The following is a 22473-nucleotide window of genomic DNA, read 5'->3' on the forward strand; positions in this document are numbered from 1 at the left end:
ACACGAGGGCCTCCTGGAAATCGAGTGAGTGTGGTTACCCACTTCGATACCGGAGGTCCTCGCCCATTTAACTCAAGCCACGCCGTTCACAACCTCCTTGGGAGTTACACCTAGGCCTCGGTCACCTGACCGTCGTCCACCTGCCAGTGCCGGTCCGTGTGCACGTTGGCCAGCATCCGTCGGTCGTGGGTGACCAGAAGCAGCGTTCCCCCGTAGGACTCGAGGGCCTGCTCGAGCTGCTCGATGGCGGCCAGGTCGAGGTGGTTCGTGGGCTCGTCGAGGACCAGCAGGTTGATACCGCGTGCCTGCAGCAGCGCGAGGCCGGCGCGGGTGCGCTCACCGGGGGAGAGGTCGACGGCCGCACGGTTGACGTGGTCGGCCTTGAGTCCGAACTTCGCGAGCAGGGTGCGCACCTCGGCCGTGGTCAGGTCGGGCACGAGCTCCTCGAAGCTGATGGCGAGAGGCCGGGTGCCGTCGAGTTGGGCCCGGGCCTGATCGATTTCGCCGATACTGACGCTGGCACCGAGGCTGGCCGTGCCGGCATCCGGAGCCTGGTGGCCCAGGAGCGCGCGCAGCAGCGTGGACTTGCCGGCACCGTTGGGTCCGGTGATGCCGATGCGCTCTCCCGCGTTGACCTGCAGCGACACCGGCCCGAGGGTGAAGTCACCCTGGCGGAGAACCGCGTTGCTCAGCGTGGACACCACCGAGCTCGACCGCGGCGCGGAGCCGATCGTGAAGTCGAGCTGCCACTCCTTGCGCGGCTCGTCGACCTCCTCGAGGCGCGCGATGCGGCTCTCCATCTGCCGCACCTTCTGCGCCTGCTTCTCGCTGGACTCGGCGGATGCCTTGCGCCGGATCTTGTCATTGTCGGGCGCCTTCTTCATGGCATTCCGCACACCCTGGCTCGACCATTCGCGCTGCGTGCGGGCCCGACCCACAAGATCGGCCTTCTTCTCGGCGAACTCGTCATAGTGCTCCCGCTTGTGCCGGCGGGACGTCTCACGCTCCTCGAGGTAGGAGTCGTAGCCGCCGCCGAAGACCCGGTTCGCGCCCTGCGCGAGGTCGAGTTCGAGCACCCGCGTCACGCAGCGGGCCAGGAACTCGCGGTCGTGGCTGACGAGCACCACCCCGCCGCGGAGGCCGGTGACGAAGGACTCCAGGCGTTCCAGCCCGTCGAGGTCAAGGTCGTTGGTCGGTTCGTCGAGCAGCACGATGTCGAAACGTGACAGCAACAGTGCGGCCAGCCCCACCCGGGCTGCCTGCCCGCCGGAGAGGGACGTCATCGGAATGTGCTCGGCGAGCTCGGTGCCGAGGGTGAGACCGAGGTCGGCGAGCACCCCTGGCATCCGTTCGCCCTGATCGGCGGCGCCGCTGGCCAGCCAGCGCTCAAGGGCCGCCGAGTAGACGTCGGCCGGGTCGAGCCCATCGGGACGCGGGCTCGGTGACGCATCGCCGAGAGCGGATGCCGCTGCATCCATCTCGAGGGTCGCCTGGGCGCAACCGGTGCGCCGGGCGATGTAGCCGGCGACGGTCTCGCCGGGAACACGTTCGTGCTCCTGGGGGAGCCAGCCGACGAAGGCATCGGCCGGGGCGAGGTTGACGGTGCCGGATTGAGGCTCGGCCAGGCCCGCGAGCAGGCTCAGCAGCGTGGATTTGCCCGACCCGTTCACGCCGACGACACCCACGACGTCACCGGGCGCGACGGTGAGGTCGAGCGAATCGAAGAGAGTGCGGTGCGCGTACCCGCCGGCCAGGCCCTTGGCCACGAGTGTTGCGGTCATTTGTTCATTTTCTCAGATCGGGGCCGAGGATGCGTGCGCCGCGTGGTCGGTGCCGTCCGGTGCCGAGGGATCCGGCCCAGCCCAGGGCATCCGTCGGCGTAAATTCGGAGAAAATCCCGACGCGCCGTTCGTTCGGACCGGGTCACCCCAGACGCCAAACCCGGCGTGTCGCGAAAACCTCCGAAATTAGCGACGCGACGGATGCGACAAAGACTCAGACCGGTGCCGGCGCCGGTTCCGCCTGCCTCCGAGCCCGAGCCCGAGCGTTCGCGGGGGCGCTGGCAGCGGCCGAAGCAAGAGCCGGAGCCAGACCGGAAGCCGGAGCCAGACCGGAAGCCGGAGCCAGACGGGAAGCCGGAGCCAGACCGGAAGCCGGAACGACACCGAAAGCGGGCGCGGGCGCGAGGGTGAGGATCCTCTCCAGGAGCAGTGCCGCGGAGTTGCGCCGGAGGGTCAGCACCACCCGCGCCTCGTGCGGATTCTGCCCGGCGGGAACCCCGGCCGTCGCTCCCTCCACCTTGGCGAAATGGGTCTGGCCGTGGCGCGGGCCGGCGCTCATGTCGACGCGGACGCGCAGGGTGGGGGCCCGTTCGGCCTCGAGGGCGCCGGTTGCGAAGGCCGCGGCGAGGGAGTTGTGCAGGGCGAACCGCCGCGTGCTCGACTGCTTGCCGCACTGTGTCAGGCAGGTGCCGAGCATCGCGGCCAGCGCCTGCTGGGTCAGGCCCGAGGAAGCCGCGAGCGCCCGCCGGTGGGTTTCGTCGAAGGTGTGCGGTGCCGTCGCGTCGAGCGGGATCAGGGTCACCGGCCAGCTGGCGGCGAACACGTCCGCGGCGGCAGTGGGATCGGCGGCGATGTTGCCCTCGGCATATTTGCCGGCGTTGCCGGGCGCGAAAGCGGACCCACCCATGATGGTGACCCTGCGAACAAGCCGGGGCAATTCTGGGTCGAGGCAGAGCGCCTCGGCCAGGTTCGTCAGCGGGCCGACCGCGATGATCTCCAGCTCACCGGGATACTCGTGCGCCAGCCGGATCAGCAGCTCCGTGGCGCTGTCGTCGACCGGGCGCCGGCGCGGGCGGGGCAGCAGAACGTCCCCGATCCCGTTGCGGCCGTGCATGTGGGCCGCCCCGCGACGGGAGATCCCGCTGACAGGCTCCCAGGCGCCGACCGCGACCGGGATGTCGTCCCGACCGGCGGTCGCCAGGAGGCTCAGGGTGTTCGCCGCGGCGACGGCCGGGTTGACGCATCCGTTCACCGTGCCGACGCCGACCAGACGGATGCCCGGCGTCGCCAGCAGGAAGGAGAGCGCCACCGCGTCGTCGATCCCGGTGTCGCAGTCGAGGTAGATCGGGCGGCGGCGGGGAGCCTTAGTGGGTGTCATCGTTGACCATCCGTTCTGATCGTGCTGGTGGGTAGAAAAGTGCAGGTGCTCATGCGCCGATCCTCTCGGCGGGGCGCAGGACGAGGGAGGCCAGGAAGGACGCCAGGGTGAGACCCGCGGAGATCCACAGGGCCGTCTGGAAACCGGCGACCGTTCCCGTGGCCACGACCGGGGCCACGAGGGCGATGCCGGTGCCGATGCCGATTCCGAAACAGGCGCCGTTCAGGCCGGGCAGGGCCCCGCGGGCCTCGGGCGGTGAGTTGAGCACGGAGACTCCGTTCACCGAACTCTGGAACAGGCCGAGGTAGAAGACGCCCATCACGATGAGCAGGCCGAAGACCAGCCAGCGGTCCAGCGCGAAGACGGCCAGGCCCACCGTGATCAGAACGATGACGCCGCTGCTCAGCCGCAGCGAGCTGATCCAACCGATCCGCACGGCGATCCAGCCGGAGAAGATCGCCGCGGTGACACCGACGAAGGCGGTCGGGGTGAGGTAGAGCAGCGCCGACATCGATGCGGAGAGCCCGTAGCCCACCTGCTGGTTCTGGCTGAGCATGACCACGGTGAAGTTGAGTGCGGAGAACACGCCGGCCAGGGTGAGCACCGTGGAGAGCAGGAGCGGCCACACCTGCCGGGACCGCAGGGCGTGGATGGGAATGAGCGGCCGCCGGGTGCGGCTCTCGACCAGCACGAAGACAGTGGCGCTGACGACGGCCCCGACGAGGTACCCCAGCGTGAGCGGGTCGGCCCAGCCCGACGAGGACGCCTGCGAGATCAGGCTCGTGAGCAGCACCAGGAACAGCGACAGGATGCCGGCGCCCCACCAGTCCATCGACCCGTCCTGGGTGCGCGGCTCATCCCGGGGAACGAAGAGCGCGACGCAGCCGATCGCGACCAACCCGAGGCCGAGGGTGATCACAAACAGGAACCGCCAGCCGATGGTGTCGGTCACGTAGCCGCCGAGGAAGCCGTCGACGCCGAACAGGCCGCCGTTGACCGAGGTGATGATGCCGACGGAGATGCCGAACAGGCGGCTGTTCAGGCGCTCCGAGAGGAGCAGGAAGGAGATCGTGAAGGTGGCGTTGGAGGCACCCTGCAGCACCCGGCCGAGGAGCAGCAGGGGGAGGCTCGGTGCGAGGGCGCAGACGACCGTGCCGATCAGTAGCAGCGTCAGCACGATCACGAGGCTGCGCTTGCGGCCGAGGAAATCACTCCAGCGGGAGAACACCATGCCGAAGACGGCGCCGGATAGGAAGAACACCGACTGCACCCGGGCGACGTCCTGCATGCTCTCGCCCAGCTGGGTGCCGACGGCAGGCAGGGCGGCGGACAACAGGGTGGCATTCAACTGGAAGGTCAGGATCGCCAGAACCAGTGTGCCGATCAACACTCCGGCAGGCCGGGGAGCACGCGGGCGCCCAGGAACGGGAGTGGCTTCGACGGGAAGCACGAGCATGACAAGACTCCTTCATTGGAGCCAACCATAAGGTCGACACACTCAGTGTACATGCTTGTTATACAAGTGCGTGAGATGGCACGGTAGGCTCAACTCACCGACCTGGGGAGAACGAATGGATCGACGCACGGAGGCGGCCCTTTCGGGTCCGCTCGAGACCACTGGAAGCCTGCCGCTGCGAGTCGCGGTCTACTCGCGCCTCACCGAGGCGATCCGCAACGGATCCCTGCCGATCGCATCCCTGCTCCCCTCGGAGTCCGAGCTGGGCACGGCGATGGGCGTCAGTCGCACGGTCGTGCGGGAGGCCCTGATGCTGTTGGAGGAGGACCGCTTCGTGCGCTCGCGCCGGGGCATCGGGCGCTTCGTCGCCGATCGGATGCCTCACCTCGGCTTGCAGAAGATCCGTCCGGTCGAGGAACTGCTCGGCGAGACCGGACCGACCGTGCAGGTGCGCCGCACCCAGACCGCGCTGCAGTCCGCGTCGCCCGCGTTCACTGCCGACGCCATCGGCATCCACGCCGACGAAGCCTCCTGGTTCATCGAGAGCGTCATCACCCGGGGCGGCGCACCCATCGCCCTGGTCCAGGAGCATGTGCCGGGAGAGCGCCTCCGCCTGCTCGGCGAGGGCGCGGTGGCGGCCGTGTCCGAAGACCTGGGGGAAGATGCAGGGCGCAGTGCGCTCGCCGCACTGATGGCGGTGCTCGGACCCAGCTTCGGGCCCGGCGAGACCGACATCACGCTCGGTGTCCCCGGTGCCACACGCGGCAAGCTGCTCGGGCTGCCTGCCGGAAGTCCGGTGCTCATCCTCACCCAGACGCTCGAGCATGACGGGCGCCCGTTCTACCTGTCGAAGGCCTTGATCAATACGGACTTCGTGCAGCTGGCGATCAGCCACGCGGCGCAGTCCTGACCGGATGCCGGCGGCGGCCCTGGCCAGCGTGCGACGCTCTCGCATCCGATGTAGTTTGTCTGCGCGCGGCGACGCCCTCAAGGCCGAGCCATCGACCAGAACAGGAACACGCATGGATGCTCCCAGCCCTGCCTCCGTCCCCGGCGACACTGCGGTCTCCCTCGAAGGCCGTTCGTTCCGCTTCGATATTTCCGCAGACACACCCCTTCCTCCCGGAAGTTACGTCACTCTCGTCGAGCCGTCAGGGCGCACCTCCCTCGGCCAGGTCGAGACGCGCGACGTCGCCGGCCTGAGCCGGGCCTCCGGCCTCGGGTCACTTCTCGGGGTGATCGAACCGGAGAAACAGCTGAACCAGCGCGCGTCGTCGGCATTCGCCGTCGCGTCGGTGCGGCCGGCCGGCCCGGAGCTGATCGAACTGCTGCACCGGGCCGCCGGCGCCACCCTCGAGATCGGCACGCTGCTCGCCTCGCTCGAGACGCCCGGGCGCCTGCTTCCGCACCGCTTCAACCGGCACACCTTCTGGTGCGGCCAAAGCGGTTCCGGCAAGACCTACGCCCTCGGGGTCGTGCTGGAGCAACTGCTCGCGCACACCGACCTTCCGATCGTCATCTTCGATCCGAACGCCGACTTCGTGCGGCTGGCCGAGGTGCGAACGGATGCCCCGGACGCCGACGCCGCCGACCTGGCCGCGCGCGACATCCGGGTTCTGCGCCCCGGGAACGGGCCGGGCGAACACCTGCACGCCCGGTTCCGGTCGCTACCGGTGAAGATCAAGGCGGCCATGCTGCGGCTCGACCCGTTGCTGGACCGGGAGGAGTACAACAGTGTGCTGCACCTGGAGGAGTTCCTGTCGGTCACGGATCCGCGCAGCATCCTCGATCGGCTGCGGGGTTCGACGGATTTGTCGCACCACGCCCTCGCGCTTCGGATCGAGAACCTCGGTCTGCTCGATTGGGAGGTCTGGGCCCTGAACGAGACCGCGGCCACCGAGATCATCGACACCCGGCCCGCGGCCACCGTACTGGATCTGGGCGGCTTCCAGTTCGCGGAGGAACCGCTGGTGGCCGCCGTCTCTGTGCTCGACCACCTCTGGGCGCACCGGGAGGAGCGCCGGCCGGTGCTGCTCGTGATCGACGAAGCCCACAACCTGTGCTCGCCCGACCTGGACAGCCCGCTGCAGGGGGTGCTGCGGGAGCAGATCATCCAGATCGCCGCAGAGGGCCGCAAGTACGGGCTGTGGCTGCTGTTGTCGACGCAGCGCCCGTCGAAGATCCACCCGGGCATCATCTCGCAGTGCGACAACCTGGTGCTGATGAAGATGAGTTCCCCGGCCGACCTGGCCGAACTGGGTGCCGTCTTCGGCTTCGCCCCACCCGCGTTGCTGGCCCAGGCGCCGCGGTTCCGCCAGGGGGAAGCCCTGTTCGCCGGCGGCTTCGTGCCTGCCCCAAGCGTGGTGAAGATGCGGGACAGAATCACCTACGAGGGCGGAATCGACGTGGGTGTGCCCCTGCGCGCACGGCCCTGACCCGTCCCGCGGGCCGTCCGCTCCGGAGCGCGCGCGGTGAACCGGGGGACAACCCGGGCGTTACGGCCGGAGTGGCCTTCGTGCGCTTCGGCCGACCTGCCTAGAGCCGGTGCTCCGTCAGCCAGTCCACGAGCACGCGCTGGAAATCTGCCGCCCGTTCAACGGGCGGCAGATGTGCCGTGTCGCGGAAGGTGAAGCCGGTGACATCCGGGAGCGTCGACAGGAGGTACTCGTATTCGGCCAGATGCGGGGTGATGTCGAATTCGCCGATCGAGACGAACACGGGCACCTCGATGTCGCTGACCTGGTTGAACGCCGGCGGCTCGAGCGGAATCGGTGTCGGGGACTCTTCCGCATGCGCGGCGTTGACCCGGTTGAGCCCGTAGGCCAGGGCCACGAATTCGGGGTCGAGGTCGGCTTCGGCGCGCAGTGGACCGAATGCCCAGAGAGCCACTTCGAGGCGCGCCAGCCGGTGCCAGTCCTGGGCGTCGAACGCGGCATCCAGTTCGTCGAACCGGGCGTCCTCGAGTTCGGTCAGTTCGACCTCGGGGAACCCGCTGGGCCCGGCGCCCACGGTAACGAGGCCGTCCACCCGGTCGGGGCTCTCCACGGCCAGGTCGATCGCCGTCCCGCCGCCGCGCGAGCACCCGATCAGCGTGGCCGACGCCACCCCGAGGTGGTCGAGAACCGCGCGGGCGTCCGCGCGAGCGGAGAACGCCACGTTTTCGGTGGTCGTCTGGCCGCAGCCGCGGCCGTCGAAACGGATGACGAAGTGGCCGGCAGCCAGCGCGTCGATCTGCGGGTCCCACATCCGCAGGTTCGCGATGCCGGCGTGCAGCAGCAGGAGCGCAGGTGACGATACGTGGCCCGTCGTCTCGTAGTAGAGCGACGCGCCTGGAACGGTGAGGTGAGGCATGATTCAGCGTAGGCGCGCGGCGGGTGCCGGGGCAAGGAAATCACCGTGAGCGCACGAATCTGGGACCGCGGGATACCGACGGCCCGAGCCCGGGTGATGGGTGTGCAGGTGGACGGAATGTCATCCATCGGGGCAGGAATCACGCTTCATATATCGACGCCGTTTGATGAGTTGGTCGTCTACCGCTCGCGGCCACGGCGTGGCCCCATGATTTGGCCCGATGATCTGGGACCAGAGGATCCACCTCCCGTCGCTCGCTGGAGATGGATGCCACAATAGTGTCCGTATATCCGGCCGAACTTTGAACTAAGGTTAGCCTTACCTGAACTACCTGCGGGTGAAATTTCGACCAGAGACAGCCGTGCGCACCGACAAAACAAATGAAGCATTCCCACCCGCAACGTTATGCGCGGTAGAACCACTCATGAGCACCCAACGCGACCCGGCGGGTGGTTCTGAGGCTCTGAGGCTCTTCTCCGGAGATCCCTCCGCGACTGCCCTTGTGACCGCGAATGAAACCATAACCTACGCCGAACTGGACGCACTGGTCCGTGACCGGCAGGAATCATTGGGAGACGGCCGCCGACTCGTCATGGTGTCGTGTGCGAACGCCCTGGAGCCTCTGGTGACATATCTCGCCGCGCTCGCGGCGGGCCATCCAGTCCTCCTCGTTGCAGGAGACGGGGACGAGCCGAGCCAGGAGCGGAACAGGAACGGGCTCATTGAGCGTTACGACCCTGACGTGATTTTGGCACCCGTCGGTAGCGAATGGCGTCTCGAGGAGCGACGCGACGGAAGCCGGCACACGTTGCACCCTGAGCTGGCACTGCTGCTCAGCACCTCGGGCTCGACAGGATCGCCGAAACTCGTTCGGCTGTCACGCGGGAATGTGCGCAGCAACGCGAAGAGCATCGCCGAATACCTCGCCCTGACCACGCAAGACAGGGCCGCCACAACCCTGCCGATGCATTACTGCTACGGGCTCTCAGTCCTGAACAGCCACCTGATCTCCGGGGCGAGCCTGCTCCTCACCGAGCGTTCGGTGGTCGAGCCTGCATTCTGGAGCGAGTTCGATGCGGCAGGGGCCACCTCTTTCGCCGGTGTTCCCCACACCTTCGACCTTCTCGATTCGACCGGGTTCGCTGGGCGCCAACATTCGAGCCTGCGCTACATCACGCAGGCCGGCGGCCGGCTCGGCCCCGACCGGGTGCGCGACTACGCCCGGATGGGGCAGGAGCGTGGATTCGATTTCGTCGTTATGTATGGACAGACAGAGGCGACCGCACGGATGGCCTACCTGCCGCCGGAGTTGGCGGCGACCCGGCCTGAATCCATCGGAATCCCGATACCGGGCGGGCAGTTCCGCATCGATGACGCCGACGAGGACTCGGTCGGCAACCTCGTGTACACCGGGCCGAACGTCATGATGGGCTACGCGGAGAGCCCGGAGGAACTCGCCGCCGGACCGACAGTGAAAGATCTGCGAACCGGCGATCTGGCCCGCCAGCACGACGACGGACTCTTCGAAATCGTCGGACGGAGCAGTCGCTTCGTCAAGATATACGGCCTGCGGATCGACCTCGACCGGGTCGAACAGCTCCTGGGCGATGACGGTGTCGAAGCGAGGGCGGTGAATCTGGAGGAACGCCTCGTGGTCTTCGTTCGAGAGCGGTGGGCCCTCGGGCTTGTCGCGCCGATCGCCGCGGAGGCGCTTGGCTTGCCCGCACACATCGTCCGGGTGCACCGCATCGAGGCGTTCCCCCTGACGTCCAGCGGCAAGCCGGACACCGCGAGTCTGCTTCGGGAGGCGGCGCTCCTCGAGCGAAATGTTCCGCTGGTGGATCGCCCAGGCACCGTGACGGCGGAAAATATTCGGGCGCTCTACTCAACCCTTCTTGACCGCCCGGATGCGATCGTTGACGACAGCTTCGTCACGCTGCACGGTGACTCGCTCAGTTACGTCGAGGTCTCGGTGCGGCTCGAGCAGATGCTCGGCATGCTCCCCAGGGATTGGCCCGCGAAATCGGCCCGGGAGTTGGCCGGTCACGGAAACGTACCGTCCGGGGCGCGGCCCCGACGGTCCCTGGCGCGCATGGAGACATCCGTATTGCTGAGGGCCATCGCCATCACGCTCATCGTGGGGACGCACGCCACCCTCTTCCACGTGCAGGGTGGTGCTCACCTGTTGCTCGGAATCCTCGGCTATAACCTGGCCCGATTCCAGTTCGCCGATGTGCCTCGGCCAGTGCGTCTCGGAAAGCTGGTTCGCAGCGCCGTCCAGATCTTCGTCCCGGCCGTGCTGTGGATCGGTGGAGTGGCCCTGATCGGCGGGATGTATGAACCCGCGACGGTCTTCATGCTGCACAACCTGCTCGGTGGCGACGAACGCTGGACGGTGCAGTGGCAGTACTGGTTCCTGGAATCCGTCGTGTGGGCGATCCTTGGCTTGGCGCTTCTCTTCTGCGTGCCCCAGCTCGACCGGATCGAACGCCGATACCCCTTCGCCTTCGCTGCGTTCTTCTTTGCGGGGGCGCTTCTGCTTCGACTGCTGCTGGTCGGAGGAGTCGAGGCAGGACCGACCGAACGGTATTCGCTGCCGATCGTGCTCTGGCTCATAGCTCTCGGATGGCTCATCGCGCGTTCCACGGACGTCAAGCGGCGGGTGCTGAGTTCGGCGATCGTCGTGCTCTCCGTTCCGGGCTTCTTCGGCGACCCGGCGCGCGAGGCGATCACGATCGGGGGACTTCTTCTTCTGCTCTGGATTCCGGCCGTGCCCCTCCCGCGGATTCTGGTGCCGGTGCTGAGCGTTGTGGCCTCGGCATCGTTGTTCATCTATCTCGTCCATTGGCAGGTCCTCACGCTTCTCGGGGACGACGTACCGCTGCTCGCCACACTTGCCTCCTTCGCAGTGGGTATCCTCGCCTGGCGAGGGTATTCCGCACTGAGCACTAGGTGGACCCGTCGTCCGGCGGTCGCACCCCGCAAACTATTGACCCATGTATTAGCGACACGAACATCGACCGGTCGCGGCCGGAATCGATGAGCGCATCGCTTCCGGCGATGAGTTTGGGCTGGATGAGCGGGGCACGGTTCGGGGCGAGGTCGGGGGTGGTCAGAACCGCGGGAGACGCCGGCCCCCGATGAGCAGCCAGAAGATCATGGCGGTCTCGCCGACGAACCCGAACAGGCCGAAGGTCGGGGTGAAGCCGGGGAGGACGACCAGGCCGATGAGGTCGGCAATGTAACCGATTCCGGCGATGCCGATCAGGATTCCGAAGATCTTCGGCATGAAGCCGGAGCGGATCGCCAGGTAGGCGATCAGGAGGAGATGCACCCCGAACAGGCCCAGGGCGGTGTTCCAGATCGACGAGAACGAGTCGATGTCGGCCAGCGCCGCGTCGGGGGTGTCGAGGGTGGTGAACGCGAGCAGGAGTCGGCTGAGCGCGACCATCAACCACACGGCGTAAGCGGTCCTCGTCAGCCCGGCAACAACGGAGAGAGCGTTGTTGACGGGCTTGAAGAGCGCGTAGGTACCGGCGGCGGCGACAATGTCCAGCACGGCTACGACACACAATGCGCCGATCCCGGCGAGCCACAGTCCCGGCGAGGCGGAGATCGCGGCGGTCGTCTTCGCCTCATCACCGACGGTCACAAGGCCGTTGATGGCGATGAAATAGCCGAAGACCGAGAGGAACACCATGGCCGTGATGGCGGTGCCCGCCAGGAGGGCTCCGGTTCGCTGGGACCAGCGGGAGGGGTTGAGGGTGAACGCCTGTGCCGGGGCGGGGGGCGAGGGGCGAAGTTGAGTGGTCATAGCTCGGGTCCTTACGATGTCGGAGAAAACTTACGGCGTATGTTTATAATGTAAGTAAGTTATACGTACGTGGTAAGGTTTGTCAACGGAGACGAGTGCAGGAGAGAAACTTGGCAGCACCACGGGAAGCAGGGCCCTCACCCCGAGTTCGGTTGAACCGTGAGCGGGTGATCGCGGCCGCCGTGCGTCTCGCCGACGCTGGGGGGCTCGAGGGCCTCACCATGCGGCGTCTGGGTGAAGACCTGAACGTTGAGGCCATGTCGATCTATAACCATGTGGCCAACAAGGATGACCTCATCGACGCCATGGCTGATGCGATCTTCGGCGAGATCGCATTGCCGTCACACAGCGACGAGTGGAAGCCGGCCATCCGAAAGCGGTCGATCTCATTCCGGGAGGCCCTCGCCCGTCATTCATGGGCGACAACTGTGCGTGACTCCGGAACCAACCCGGGACCGGCCACCCTCCGGCACCACGACCGGGTGATCGGAACCTTCCGCAACGGCGGTTTCTCGGTTGAGAAGACGGCCCACGCGTTCTCGGCTGTCGACAGCTATATCTACGGGTTCGCGATGCAGGAGAAGAGTCTGCCCTTCACCACGCCGGAAGAAACGGCAGCGATGGCCGCGGTCATGCTGGCGCAGCTGCCCACAAGCGAGTACCCGTACCTGGCCGAGCTCATGGCAGACCACGTGTTGAAGCCCGGATACTTTTACGGGGACGAGTTCCTGGTCGGGCTCGACCTCATGCTCGACGGACTCGAGACCCTGCGAGACACCGACTAGCCTCAGAACGGCGCGGCCTCGGCTGCACCTTCCGAGTCGGACTCCGGGGGCGGCGGGCTCGGCGTCGCTTTGGCCGTCGCTTCGGTCGTCGCGTTGGTCGACGCCGAGCGGATGACCGTGGCCGGTTGTTGCAGCCCGGGAACCGGCAGGTCTTGTCCCGCACCCAAAGGAACCGTTTCAGGTCCTCCGGCACCGCGTACCGATCCCGGCCCACCGACAGCCCCCGTCTCCGGATGCACCAGAAATCGGGTGAAACTCGGCGCCCCGGCCGTCACCTACACCGTGGTGGCGTCGTCGACCTGGCCGACGAGTTCCTCGATGATGTCCTCGAGGAACAGCACGCCCGTGGCCACCCCGTCGGCGTCGAACGACGTGGCCACGTGCGCGCCGAGGCGACGCATCGACGCCAGGGCGTCCTCGAGTTCGCTGCCCCGGAACACGGACGCCAGGCGACGGATGCGCTTGGCCGGTACCGGCTCCGTGAACCTGCTCCCGGAGGTGAGGTCCATCACGTCCTTGAGGTGCAGGTAGCCGGACGGCTCACCGTCATCGTCGGTGAGGATGTAGCGCGAGTACCCGTGGCGGGCGACCGCCCGCTGGATGTCGGCGGGCGACGCGGACGCCGGCAGGCAGACCATGTCGCCGATCGGCACCTCCACGTCGGAGACTCGCTTCGAGGTGAACTCGAACGCGGCGGAGAGGGTGCCTGAGGCATCCGACAGCAGGCCCTCACGGGTGGACTGCTCCACGATGCCGGCCACCTCGTCGAGGGTGAACGCGCTGGTCGCCTCGTTCTTCGGCTGCACCTTGAACAGGCGCAGAACCCCGTTCGCCAGCCAGTTGAGGCTGACGATCACCGGGCTGAAGATGCGGGCCACGAGCACGAGCGGCGGCGCCAGGAGGAGCGCGGCGCGGTCGGGCACGGAGAAGGAGATGTTCTTGGGAACCATCTCGCCGAACACCACGTGCAGGAAGGTCACCAGCGCGAGCGCGATTCCGAACGCGATCAGGCTGATCGCACCCGCGGAGAGCCCGGTCAGGCCCAGCGGGATCTCGAGAAGGTGGTGGATGGCCGGCTCGGAGACGTTCAGGATGAGCAGCGAACACACGGTGATGCCCAGCTGGCTGGTCGCCAGCATCAGGGTGGCGTGTTCCATCGCCCAGAGGGTGGTCTTTGCGGCCTTGCTGCCGCGCGCGGCCAGTGGCTCGATCTGCGACCGGCGGGCCGAGATCACGGCGAACTCGGCCCCTACGAAGAACGCGTTGACGATCAACAGCACGACGAGCCAGATCAGGCCCGGCCAGTACTCACTCATGGATCAGGTCCTTCTGGATTCGGGTGCCGATTCGGTCGTGCGGGGTGGCCAGTCTCGGGTCATGCTCCGGGTCCGACGGGGTGTAGCGCAGGCGCTGGACGCGCACGCCGTCGACCCGTTCGATGCGGAGGATGCCGCCGTCGACGGGGACCTCGTCGCCGAGCTCCGGAATGCGGTCGAGCTGGTCGGCGATGAAACCGCCGACCGTGTCGTAGTCACCGTCCTCGGGCACGGTCACGCCGACCCGGTCGAAAAGTTCGTCCGGCCGCCAATCGGCGTCGAACGTGACCGAACGGCCCGAACGGATGACGCCGGCACGGGCCCGGTCGTGCTCGTCTTCCAACTCGCCCACGAGTTCCTCGACCAGGTCCTCGAGGGTGACGATGCCGGCCGTTCCGCCGTATTCGTCCGCGACGACCGCGATCTGGAAGCCCTGCTTGCGCAGCATCCCGAGGAGCGTGTCGACGGCCATCGACTCGGGCACGCGCAGTGCTTCCACCTTCAGGTCGTCGGCGGTGACCCGGTCGCGCCGGTCCAGTGCGACCGCGAAGGCCGCCTTGACGTGCAGCACCCCGACGATGTCGTCGGAATCCCTGTCGATCACGGGAAAACGGGAATAGCCGGTGGCCGTGGACAGGGCCACGATGCTCGCAGCGGTGTCTGTGACCTTGACCGACGACATCCGTACCCGAGGGGTCATCACGTCGGCGGCGGAGTGGTCGGCGAACCGCAGGGTGCGGTGCAGCATGGCAGCGTGGTCGTTGTCGAGCACACCCTCGAGTGCCGACCGGCGCACGAGGAAGCTGAGTTCCTCGGCGCTGCGGGCACCCGAGAGCTCCTCCTTCGGCTCGATGCCGACCAGGCGGATCAGGGCGTTGGCGGTGTTGTTGAAGAGCAGGATGACGGGCTTGAACACGGCGGTGAACACGGCCTGCGGGGGCACCACGATCTTGGCGGTGGCCAGCGGCACGGCCAGGGCGAAGTTCTTCGGCACGAGCTCGCCGATCACCATGGAGAACAGGGTGGCCACAGAGATCGCGATGATGGTGCCGAGCACGGGCACGAGGCCCTCGGGCACGCCGGCGCCGGTGAGCGGCCCGGCCAGCAGCGTGCTGATCGCGGGCTCGAAGGTGAACCCGGTCAGCAGCGTGGTCAGCGTGATGCCGAGTTGCGCGCTGGACAGGTGCGTGGAGGTGATCTTCAGGGCCTTGATGGTCGGGCCGAGGCGCTTCTCGCCGCGTTCGCGGCGGGCCTCGAGCTCGTTACGGTTCAGGGTGACCAGGGAGAACTCGGCGGCGACGAAGATGCCCGTTCCAACGGTGAGGAGAAGTCCGACCCCCACCATCGCCCACTCAAACAGCATGTGACCCTCTCGGATTCACAGGCGGGATGTCGAGGTGCGGCTGGATGGGCGAAGGTTTATCAGGGTCCATTAGGCCAGCTAGACTACCGGCCGATCTGCGACCGAGGCTGGGAAAATGCCGGTGGTCGCCGGGGCCCTCGTCGCGGCGACGGGAATCGTCGTGCCGGCCGCGGTGATGGCGCCGCTCGAACTGCTGGGCGGCGCGCCTGTTCCCGGGTGCGACAGGGGGTTACCCTGTCGACATGAAAGAGGACACTGGTGCCCACGGGCACGGCCTGGGCGCCCGATACGTGCACTTCATCGACCGGATGAACGGCAAGCTGGTGCGCGCGATGGGCCCGGCGAATGTGGGGCCGTACGATGCGGTCGTGACGAGAATCGGTGAGGCGGTATGTCCGGTGTGCGGCAGGCCGATGGCCGAGCACAGCATCGATCACTCCACCCCGAACGCGATTCTGAACTGCCCGGCAGAACACAAACCCGAGCCCCCAGGGCATCCGGTGAACGAGTTCGGGATGTCCAAACCGCCCCGCTGATGCCCCTGATGCCCCCTGATGCTGGGGCGCTACTGGGTGCGTGCTGCCCCGGTCGCCGCGGCCGCGGAGACCGTGGGCACCGCGGGCGCCACGTAGTCGTCGTGGGCCTGTGCCACGGCGAGATCGAATTCGGCGTCGATCTCGGCGGACGCCTTGTAGGTGGCCAGCGAGACGGCCACGGCAACCAGCAGGCTGGCGATGAAACCCGGGACGATCTCGTACATGGTGGCGCTCAGCGGGGAGTTGCCCCACGCGAAGACGACGACCGCGCCGGTGACCATGGAGGCCAGTGCGCCCCAGGTGGAGAGCTTCCTCCAGTACAAGGAGAGAATGACCACCGGGCCGAACGCAGCACCAAAACCGGCCCAGGCGAACCCGACCAGCTCGAGGATGGTCGCATCGCGGTTCAGTGCGATCAGTCCGGCGACGAGCGCGACGAGCAGCACGCCGAGACGTCCGAGCATGATCAGCTGCTTCGGGGACGCGTCCTTCTTGCCCACGATCTTGTACAGATCCTCGACCAGCGCCGAGGAGCAGACGATCAGCTGCGACGAGATAGTGCTCATGATGGCGGCGAGTACGGCGGCCAGTACCAGGCCGGCAACGAACGGGTGGAACAGAATCTGCGACAGCAGCAGGAAGACCGTTTCCGGGTTCGACAGAGTCACGTTGGGGTTCTGCTGGAAGTAGGCGATGCCGATCAGTCCGGTGGCGATGGCCCCGAGTGCGGTGAGGATCATCCAGCCGATGCCGATCCGGCGGCCGGCCTTGGCGTCCTGGGCCGTGCGCAAGGCCATGAAACGCACGATGATATGCGGCTGGCCGACGTAGCCGAGGCCCCAGGCTGCGGCGGAGATGACGCCCAAAACGGATCCGCCGGCGGTCAGTGAGAGCAGGTCGGGGTTGACCTCGCGAAGGGAGTCGAGGGTGGCGGTGAAACCGCCGGTGGCGTTGAGGGCCACCACTGGGACGACGATGAGCGCGACGAGCATCAGGATGCCCTGGGCCACGTCAGTGAGGGTGGCGCCGAGGAACCCGCCGAACAGCGTGTAGAGCAGGGTGACCCCGGCGACGATCAGCATCCCGACCAGGAAGGTGGAGCCGAAGGAGTTCTCGAAGAATACGCCGCCGGCGACCATGCCGGAGGAGACGTAGAACGTGAAGAACACGAGGATGATCACGCCGGAGACCGAGCGGAGCAGGCGTGACTTGTCCCTGAGCCGGTTCTCGAAGAAGCTCGGGATGGTGATCGAGTTGTTGGCGACGTGGGTGTACGAACGCAGTCGCGGGGCCACGAACTTCCAGTTCAGCCAGGCGCCGATGGTCAAGCCGATGGCGATCCACGCCTCCACCAGGCCGGACACGTAGATGGCGCCGGGGAGGCCCAGCAGGAGCCAGCCGGACATGTCCGAAGCGCCGGCGCTCAGCGCCGCAGTGGCGGGTGTCAGGCCGCGGCCCGCCAGCATGTAGTCGTCGAGATCCTTGGTCTGCCGGAAGGCGAACCAGCCGATCGCGATCATGGCGGCGAGGTACAGGGTAATCGCCACTAGCTGGAAAGTCTGATCCGTCATTGGATTCCTTTATTCGGATGCCCGGGGTGCGGCATTCGGATGCCCGGAGTGCGGGCGGTGCAGGGGATAAGTATCACAGACAAAGAGGGACCCCCTTAACGGGGCGCCGCGGGCCGTCGCTGCAGCCAGGGACGCAGCATCCGGGTGATCTGGGGCATGACGAGGAAGGTCATGGCCGGCGCCATGACGAACGTCGTGATCAGGATCTTGGGCAGGATGTCCACGTCATGCCACCCCGGGATGAGCCAGGTCGCGAGCAGGGTGAAGGCCAGATTCGAGGGGAAGAAACCCAGGCCGATGCTCACGGCCTGCTTCCAGCGCGGCACCTGGAACGATGGCGGGGCGTCGATGTCGTCGTCGTCGGACACCGGGGCGTCGAACCAGCCCTCGATGCCCGTGCGCTTCTCCACGCGGGCATCGAGGATGAGGTCATGGCCGTCGATCAGCCAGTGCGCCCGCTCCTCGGAGCCCTCCCAGGCGTCCAGCAGGTCGGAGTTCGCGAATCGGTAGAGCATGTGCCAGCTGAGGGAATCGGCGGTGGCGCGCACCCAGCCCGAGCCGAGGAAGCCCGGGAAGTCGCTGGCCAGGTCCATGCCCCGTTGAGCCCAGCGGGTGGCCTCAGGGATTCGGGTCGGCTCGACGCGACGGGTGACGGAAACGGTGACGGAGGTCGCGGGGAGCGCTTGAGGCGTTCCCGTGGCTTTCCCTGTGGGTGCGGAAGACATTGTGCAAGTATCGCCGCCGCACTCGCTCGCGCCGTTGCCGTCTCGTTTCCGGCTCGTTGCGCTCCGCTCGTTGCGCTCCGCCGGCCGGGTGCAACCGAGGACGGCTAGAAGATCATCGGGCGGTCGTCGTCCTCGCCCTCGAGGGCCAGCTCCACGACCACGGGCACGTGGTCGCTCGGGGCATCGCCCTTGCGCTCATTGCGGTGGATGCTCGCAGCGGTCACCAGATCGGCGAACGCGGGGGAGCCGAGGACGAAGTCGATCCGCAGGCCCTCGTTGCGGGGGAATCGCAGCTGCTTGTAGTCCCAGAAGGTGAAGCCCTCCGGCGCCAGCGGGCGCACGACATCGAGGATCCCCTCCGCCTCGAAGGCGTGGAACGCGGCCCGCTCGGGCTCGGAGATGTGGGTCGATTGGCCGGGAACGAAGCTCGGATCGCCCATGTCGGTGTCGAACGGGGCCACGTTCCAATCGCCCATCAGTGCGAGGGCCAGCTGCGGGTCGCGGGCCAGTTCGTCGTGGGCGTGCGCGCGCAGGCGCTCGAGCCAGTCCAGCTTGTAGGCGAGGTGCGGGTCGCCCAGAGCGCGTCCGTTCGGGACGTACAGGCTCCACAACCGCAGGTCCTCCACCGTGACGCCGAGCGCCCGGGCCTCGAGCGGCAGGCCGGGACCCTCCTGACCCTTCAGGAAGCCGGGCATGCCGGGGAAGCCGGTTTCGACATCCGTCATCTCGTGGCGGCTCGCGAACGCCACGCCGTTCCACTGGCTGATGCCGTGGATGGCGAGCTCGTAGCCGGCGTCCTCGAACGCCTGCGCAGGGAACTGCTCGGGCTTGCACTTGATCTCCTGCATGGCGAGCACGTCGATGTCCTCGCGCACCATCCAGTCGACGACTCGGCCGACTCGTGCACGGATGGAGTTGACGTTCCAGGTGGCGATGCGCATGCGCCCAGCCTATTTGACGGATGCCCGGCGACGGATGCCGGGGGTCCCGGGAGGGGGAGCGGGAATTCTTGGAGGCGGAAGTGACAGGATTGGGGCCAACGACGAGAAGGCAGGGCGGTACCCATGACGGATTTGCAGATCGGCTATGCGGCGATGCTGGAGCAGTTCGCCCCCGCGGAAGCGGTGGCCCTCTCGGCCTACGCCGAGGAGCACGGGTTCACCGGGGTGATGGCGGCCGACCACTTCCAGCCGTGGGTGCCCGCCCAGGGTGAGTCCTCCTTCGTCTGGAGCGTGCTCGCCGCGATCGGTGAGCGCACGAAGGGCGATCTCGGCCCCGGCGTCACCGCGCCCACGTTCCGGTGGCACCCGGCCATGGTGGCGCAGGCCTCGGCGACCCTCGCCTCGATGTACCCCGGTCGGCACTGGCTCGGCCTCGGCTCCGGCGAAGCGCTCAACGAACACATCGTGGGCGAGTACTGGCCGGAAGCCCCCGAGCGGATCAACCGCATGTTCGAGGCCATCGAGATCATCTCGAAGCTGTTCACGGCGTCGATCGCCGGCAAGGACGTCAAGCACTCCGGCCAGTTCTACAAGCTCGAGTCGACCCGGCTCTGGACCATGCCCGAGGTGGCACCGGAGATCCTCGTCGCCACTGCTGGCCCGGTCACCGCCAAGCGCGCCGGGCGGCACGCCGACGGCCTGATCACGGTCGGCGCCCCGCTGGAGAAGATCTCGATGCTGTTCGGCAAGTTCGACGACGGCGCCCGCGATGCCGGCAAGGACCCGGCGACGATGCCCAAGGTGCTGCAGCTGCACATGAGCTGGGCCGAGACCGACGAGGAGGCCATGCGGAACGCGCTGGTCGAGTGGCCGAACGGCGGAATGAAATTCCCGAAGGCGGACATCCGTTCACCGTTCGAATTCGAGCAGATCGCCAAGCTCGTGCGCCCCGAGGACTTCGAGGGTCGCATGATCATCTCGGCCGACCCCGACGACCACCGTGCGTACATCCAGAAGTTCGTCGACCTCGGCTTCGACCGCATCTACCTGCACAATGTGGGCCGCAACCAGCGCCAGTGGATCGACGTGTTCGGCCGCGACGTGCTGCCGAAGCTCAAGCGCTAGCCGTGACCGATCAGGTTCCCGCGCCTCTGCCTGACGACGCGCTGAGCGTCTTCGTGCTCGAGGGCATCGGTGAGGTCGGGGCCGGCGACGACCTGGCCGTGCTTATCGCGGGAGCGGCCGGCGCGCGGCTCGAGCACGGGGACATCCTCGCGGTGACCAGCAAGATCGTGTCCAAGGCCGAGGGCCGGCAGGTCGCGGCCGCCGACCGCGAGCAGGCGATCACCGACGAGACCGTGCGGGTGGTGGCGACCCGCGCGTTCCCGGGCGGGGTCACCCGCATCGTCGAGAACCGGCAGGGGCTCGTGATGGCCGCGGCCGGCGTCGACGCGAGCAACACCCCCGACGGCACCGTGCTGCTGCTGCCGGTCGACCCGGACGCCTCCGCCCGCGCGCTCTGCCAGGCCCTGCGCACGAGCACCGGGCTGCGCCTCGGCCTGATCATCACCGACACCGCCGGCCGCCCCTGGCGGGAAGGCCAGACCGACATCGCGATCGGCGCGGCCGGCGTGGCCGTGCTCGACGACCTGCGGGGCACGGATGACGCGTTCGGCCGCCGCCTGGACGTCACCGTCGCCGCCGTGGCAGACGAGATCGCCGGCGCGGCCGACCTCGTGAAGGGCAAGACCAGCGGCCACCCCGTGGCCGTGCTGCGCGGGCTCGGGCGCCTCGTGGGCGAGCTCGACGAGGTGGACGCGCGCGGCTCTGTGGTTGCGCGCGGCTCTGTGGTTGCGGGTGGCACTGTGGACGCGCGCGGCGCGACCCGGCTGCTGCGGCCGAGCGAGAACGACATGTTCCGGCTGGGGAGCGCCGAGGCGCACGCGGAGGGTTTTGCCGACGGGTACGCGGCGGGGCTGGCCGCGGCATCCGCCACTCCATGAGCTGGGTCGCGATCGTGCCGGTGAAGGGAAACCCCGGGGCGAAGAGCCGGCTGGGCGAGCGGCCCGATCGGGCCGGGCTGGCGGATGCGTTCGCGCTCGACACGGTCGGTGCTCTGCTCTCGGCGCGCGGCATCGACCGGGTTCTGGTGGTCACCGGTGACGGCGAACTCGCGGTCCGGCTCGCCGATCTCGGGGCCGACATCGTGCGCGAGGACCCGGTGCGCGCCTCGGCAGCGCCGACCGATCCACTGAACGCGGCCATCCGGCAGGGTCTGCTGGTCGCCCGCGCGGCGTTTCCGCAGGCGAACCTGGCCGTGCTGACCGGCGACCTGCCGGCGCTGACGCCCGCGGATGTCGAGCACACCCTGCGCCTCGCCGCCGGGAAGGAGCGCAGTCTCGTGCCCGATGCCGCCGGAGCCGGCACCACGACCCTGCTCGCGCTCGCCGGAATCCCGATCGAACCTCGTTTCGGGGTGGGGTCCCGGGCCGCCCATGAGGCCGCCGGGCATGTGCCGCTCGGGCTGCCGGCATCCGTCTCGATCCGTCACGACGTGGACACCGCCGCCGACCTCGCGGTGGCGCAGCGCCTCGGCCTCGGGCCGCACACCCGGCTGCTCGTCGACGGAGCTCCCGGGGCGGCCGCCTCGCGCTGACCGGTCCGGCCGCAGCGCTAAAGCCGGAGATTCTTCGGAAACACTGGGTCACCCCAGGGCGCCGCGATCGGCGTGGCGCGAGAATCTCCGCCTTTACGGGCTGGCCGCCGGTGTGCCTGCGCCCGGCCTGTCCTGCGAACCGTCCCACGCACACGGATGCCGCCGGCTGCAGATGCGGCCGACGGCATCCGTCGGGGTCGGGCGAGCTCGGTGCTACACCGGCGTCGGCTCACCCGTCCGAGCGCCGACCTGCACAGCGAGCGCCTCGAGCACGTCGGCCGGGGTCTCCGCGGCCTGGATCGCGGCCCGGAAGGCCGGCTTCATCAGGGCGCGGGAGAGCTGGGCCAGCACCTTGAGGTGCTCGGTGCCGGCCGCGGCCGCGGGAACGGCGATCATGAAAATGAGCGTCGCCTTCGACCCGTCGGCCAATTTCCAGTCGATGCCGGTGCGGCTGCGGGCGAAGGCGAGCACGGGGGACGTGACACCGTCGGACTTGGCGTGCGGGATGGCGATGCCGTCTCCGATGCCGGTGGTGCCGTGTTCCTCACGGTCGAAGGCAGCCCGGACCACCGCGGCTTCGTCCTGCACGCGCCCGGTGGCGCCCATCAGGCCGGCCAGGGTGCGGATCATCGCGTCCCGGTCCGTCTCGTCCACGTCGAGCACGATCGTGCGCTCGTCGATGTAGTCGAGCACGGTCTTCCGCGCCGGGGCGACCGGAGCGACCGGGGCGCCTCCCGCGACGGATGCCTCGGCAGCGGTCCCGGCGGCGGGCGCGGCGGGCTCGGCGGGCGCCTCGCGTC

Annotated in this window: 19 protein-coding genes; 8 read left to right on the forward strand and 11 right to left on the reverse strand. The window is 68.1% G+C overall.

What is annotated here, in order from left to right:
- Nucleotides 1-110: 110 nt before the first annotated feature.
- The 3 genes from E3O67_RS05705 to E3O67_RS05715 all read right to left on the reverse strand — a co-directional run bounded on the left by E3O67_RS05705 (nt 111) and on the right by E3O67_RS05715 (nt 4615).
- Nucleotides 111-1781, reverse strand: a complete 1671-nt coding sequence (locus E3O67_RS05705) for an ABC-F family ATP-binding cassette domain-containing protein (RefSeq protein WP_135102208.1) — start codon at nt 1779-1781, stop codon at nt 111-113.
- Between the two features lie 214 nt (nt 1782-1995).
- Nucleotides 1996-3159, reverse strand: coding sequence for a nucleoside hydrolase (locus tag E3O67_RS05710; RefSeq protein ID WP_135102209.1), 1164 nt, complete (start codon nt 3157-3159; stop codon nt 1996-1998).
- Nucleotides 3160-3208: 49 nt separating this feature from the next.
- Nucleotides 3209-4615, reverse strand: coding sequence for an MFS transporter (locus tag E3O67_RS05715; protein ID WP_134431642.1), 1407 nt, complete (start codon nt 4613-4615; stop codon nt 3209-3211).
- 115 nt (nt 4616-4730) lie between these two features.
- Between E3O67_RS05715 and E3O67_RS05720 the strand changes: the two genes are divergently transcribed.
- Both E3O67_RS05720 and E3O67_RS05725 read left to right on the forward strand, forming a co-directional pair.
- Nucleotides 4731-5525: a GntR family transcriptional regulator gene (locus E3O67_RS05720; protein ID WP_135102210.1), complete on the forward strand. Its 795-nt coding sequence runs from the start codon at nt 4731-4733 to the stop codon at nt 5523-5525.
- A gap of 112 nt (nt 5526-5637) precedes the next feature.
- The gene (locus E3O67_RS05725; protein WP_135102211.1) at nt 5638-7050 is read left to right on the forward strand and encodes an ATP-binding protein; all 1413 of its coding nucleotides are present in this window, start codon (nt 5638-5640) and stop codon (nt 7048-7050) included.
- Between the two features lie 100 nt (nt 7051-7150).
- Here the strand turns inward: E3O67_RS05725 and E3O67_RS05730 are convergent, their stop codons facing one another.
- On the reverse strand, nt 7151-7966 hold the full coding sequence (locus tag E3O67_RS05730; RefSeq protein WP_134431636.1) for an alpha/beta fold hydrolase: 816 nt from the start codon (nt 7964-7966) through the stop codon (nt 7151-7153).
- Nucleotides 7967-8390: 424 nt separating this feature from the next.
- Between E3O67_RS05730 and E3O67_RS05735 the strand changes: the two genes are divergently transcribed.
- On the forward strand, nt 8391-11009 hold the full coding sequence (locus E3O67_RS05735; protein WP_135102212.1) for an AMP-binding protein: 2619 nt from the start codon (nt 8391-8393) through the stop codon (nt 11007-11009).
- Nucleotides 11010-11078: 69 nt separating this feature from the next.
- Here E3O67_RS05735 and E3O67_RS05740 read toward each other — a convergent pair whose 3' ends face one another.
- Entirely contained in the window at nt 11079-11780 is a 702-nt protein-coding gene (locus E3O67_RS05740; RefSeq protein ID WP_135102213.1) for a DUF4386 domain-containing protein, read from the reverse strand.
- 167 nt (nt 11781-11947) lie between these two features.
- Between E3O67_RS05740 and E3O67_RS05745 the strand changes: the two genes are divergently transcribed.
- On the forward strand, nt 11948-12565 hold the full coding sequence (locus E3O67_RS05745) for a TetR/AcrR family transcriptional regulator C-terminal domain-containing protein (RefSeq protein ID WP_241982002.1): 618 nt from the start codon (nt 11948-11950) through the stop codon (nt 12563-12565).
- Between the two features lie 275 nt (nt 12566-12840).
- Here E3O67_RS05745 and E3O67_RS05755 read toward each other — a convergent pair whose 3' ends face one another.
- Together E3O67_RS05755 and E3O67_RS05760 are read right to left on the reverse strand one after the other, a co-directional pair.
- On the reverse strand, nt 12841-13881 hold the full coding sequence (locus tag E3O67_RS05755; protein ID WP_134431627.1) for a hemolysin family protein: 1041 nt from the start codon (nt 13879-13881) through the stop codon (nt 12841-12843).
- The gene (locus E3O67_RS05760; protein WP_134431731.1) at nt 13874-15241 is read right to left on the reverse strand and encodes a hemolysin family protein; all 1368 of its coding nucleotides are present in this window, start codon (nt 15239-15241) and stop codon (nt 13874-13876) included. Before E3O67_RS05760 ends, E3O67_RS05755 begins: the two co-directional genes overlap by 8 nt.
- A 245-nt stretch (nt 15242-15486) precedes the next feature.
- Between E3O67_RS05760 and E3O67_RS05765 the strand changes: the two genes are divergently transcribed.
- Complete coding sequence (locus E3O67_RS05765) at nt 15487-15780, forward strand: hypothetical protein (protein WP_134431624.1); 294 nt, start codon at nt 15487-15489, stop codon at nt 15778-15780.
- 29 nt (nt 15781-15809) lie between these two features.
- Here the strand turns inward: E3O67_RS05765 and putP are convergent, their stop codons facing one another.
- The 3 genes from putP to E3O67_RS05780 all read right to left on the reverse strand — a co-directional run bounded on the left by putP (nt 15810) and on the right by E3O67_RS05780 (nt 19017).
- On the reverse strand, nt 15810-17351 hold the full coding sequence (gene putP / locus E3O67_RS05770) for a sodium/proline symporter PutP (RefSeq protein ID WP_134431621.1): 1542 nt from the start codon (nt 17349-17351) through the stop codon (nt 15810-15812).
- A gap of 95 nt (nt 17352-17446) precedes the next feature.
- Entirely contained in the window at nt 17447-18076 is a 630-nt protein-coding gene (locus E3O67_RS05775) for an antibiotic biosynthesis monooxygenase (RefSeq protein WP_134431618.1), read from the reverse strand.
- Between the two features lie 104 nt (nt 18077-18180).
- Nucleotides 18181-19017, reverse strand: coding sequence for an exodeoxyribonuclease III (locus E3O67_RS05780; RefSeq protein WP_134431615.1), 837 nt, complete (start codon nt 19015-19017; stop codon nt 18181-18183).
- Between the two features lie 123 nt (nt 19018-19140).
- On the opposite strand from E3O67_RS05780, the gene E3O67_RS05785 reads away from it, so the two are divergent.
- Genes E3O67_RS05785 through cofC form a run of 3 tightly spaced genes read left to right on the forward strand, consistent with a single transcriptional unit; the run spans nt 19141 to nt 21673 of the window.
- Nucleotides 19141-20142, forward strand: coding sequence for a TIGR03557 family F420-dependent LLM class oxidoreductase (locus tag E3O67_RS05785; protein WP_134431612.1), 1002 nt, complete (start codon nt 19141-19143; stop codon nt 20140-20142).
- Nucleotides 20143-20144: 2 nt separating this feature from the next.
- Entirely contained in the window at nt 20145-21020 is an 876-nt protein-coding gene (gene cofE, locus E3O67_RS05790) for a coenzyme F420-0:L-glutamate ligase (RefSeq protein WP_241982004.1), read from the forward strand.
- Nucleotides 21017-21673 carry a 2-phospho-L-lactate guanylyltransferase gene (cofC, locus tag E3O67_RS05795; protein WP_135102215.1) on the forward strand — a complete coding sequence of 219 codons (657 nt, stop codon included), beginning with the start codon at nt 21017-21019 and terminating at the stop codon, nt 21671-21673. Before cofE ends, cofC begins: the two co-directional genes overlap by 4 nt.
- Nucleotides 21674-21886: 213 nt before the next feature.
- On the opposite strand, the gene E3O67_RS05800 is transcribed toward cofC, so the two are convergent.
- On the reverse strand, nt 21887-22473 hold a 587-nt coding region (locus tag E3O67_RS05800; RefSeq protein ID WP_167726499.1), incomplete at its 5' end, for a PTS sugar transporter subunit IIA.

The sequence above is a fragment of the Cryobacterium sp. TMT3-29-2 genome (assembly GCF_004564305.1).
GTDB classification, from domain to species: domain Bacteria; phylum Actinomycetota; class Actinomycetes; order Actinomycetales; family Microbacteriaceae; genus Cryobacterium; species Cryobacterium sinapicolor.

Bases quoted from the DNA above. Each gene is read 5' to 3' on its own strand.
- E3O67_RS05765 (WP_134431624.1), top strand. From the start codon at position 15,487: ATGAAAGAGGACACTGGTGCCCACGGGCACGGCCTGGGCGCCCGATAC.
- cofC (WP_135102215.1), top strand. From the start codon at position 21,017: ATGAGCTGGGTCGCGATCGTGCCGGTGAAGGGAAACCCCGGGGCGAAG.
- E3O67_RS05780 (WP_134431615.1), bottom strand. From the start codon at position 19,017: ATGCGCATCGCCACCTGGAACGTCAACTCCATCCGTGCACGAGTCGGC.
- E3O67_RS05740 (WP_135102213.1), bottom strand. From the start codon at position 11,780: ATGACCACTCAACTTCGCCCCTCGCCCCCCGCCCCGGCACAGGCGTTC.
- E3O67_RS05720 (WP_135102210.1), top strand. From the start codon at position 4,731: ATGGATCGACGCACGGAGGCGGCCCTTTCGGGTCCGCTCGAGACCACT.
- E3O67_RS05715 (WP_134431642.1), bottom strand. From the start codon at position 4,615: ATGCTCGTGCTTCCCGTCGAAGCCACTCCCGTTCCTGGGCGCCCGCGT.
- E3O67_RS05755 (WP_134431627.1), bottom strand. From the start codon at position 13,881: ATGAGTGAGTACTGGCCGGGCCTGATCTGGCTCGTCGTGCTGTTGATC.
- putP (WP_134431621.1), bottom strand. From the start codon at position 17,351: ATGACGGATCAGACTTTCCAGCTAGTGGCGATTACCCTGTACCTCGCC.
- E3O67_RS05735 (WP_135102212.1), top strand. From the start codon at position 8,391: ATGAGCACCCAACGCGACCCGGCGGGTGGTTCTGAGGCTCTGAGGCTC.
- E3O67_RS05775 (WP_134431618.1), bottom strand. From the start codon at position 18,076: ATGTCTTCCGCACCCACAGGGAAAGCCACGGGAACGCCTCAAGCGCTC.
- E3O67_RS05730 (WP_134431636.1), bottom strand. From the start codon at position 7,966: ATGCCTCACCTCACCGTTCCAGGCGCGTCGCTCTACTACGAGACGACG.
- E3O67_RS05705 (WP_135102208.1), bottom strand. From the start codon at position 1,781: ATGACCGCAACACTCGTGGCCAAGGGCCTGGCCGGCGGGTACGCGCAC.
- E3O67_RS05785 (WP_134431612.1), top strand. From the start codon at position 19,141: ATGACGGATTTGCAGATCGGCTATGCGGCGATGCTGGAGCAGTTCGCC.
- E3O67_RS05725 (WP_135102211.1), top strand. From the start codon at position 5,638: ATGGATGCTCCCAGCCCTGCCTCCGTCCCCGGCGACACTGCGGTCTCC.
- E3O67_RS05710 (WP_135102209.1), bottom strand. From the start codon at position 3,159: ATGACACCCACTAAGGCTCCCCGCCGCCGCCCGATCTACCTCGACTGC.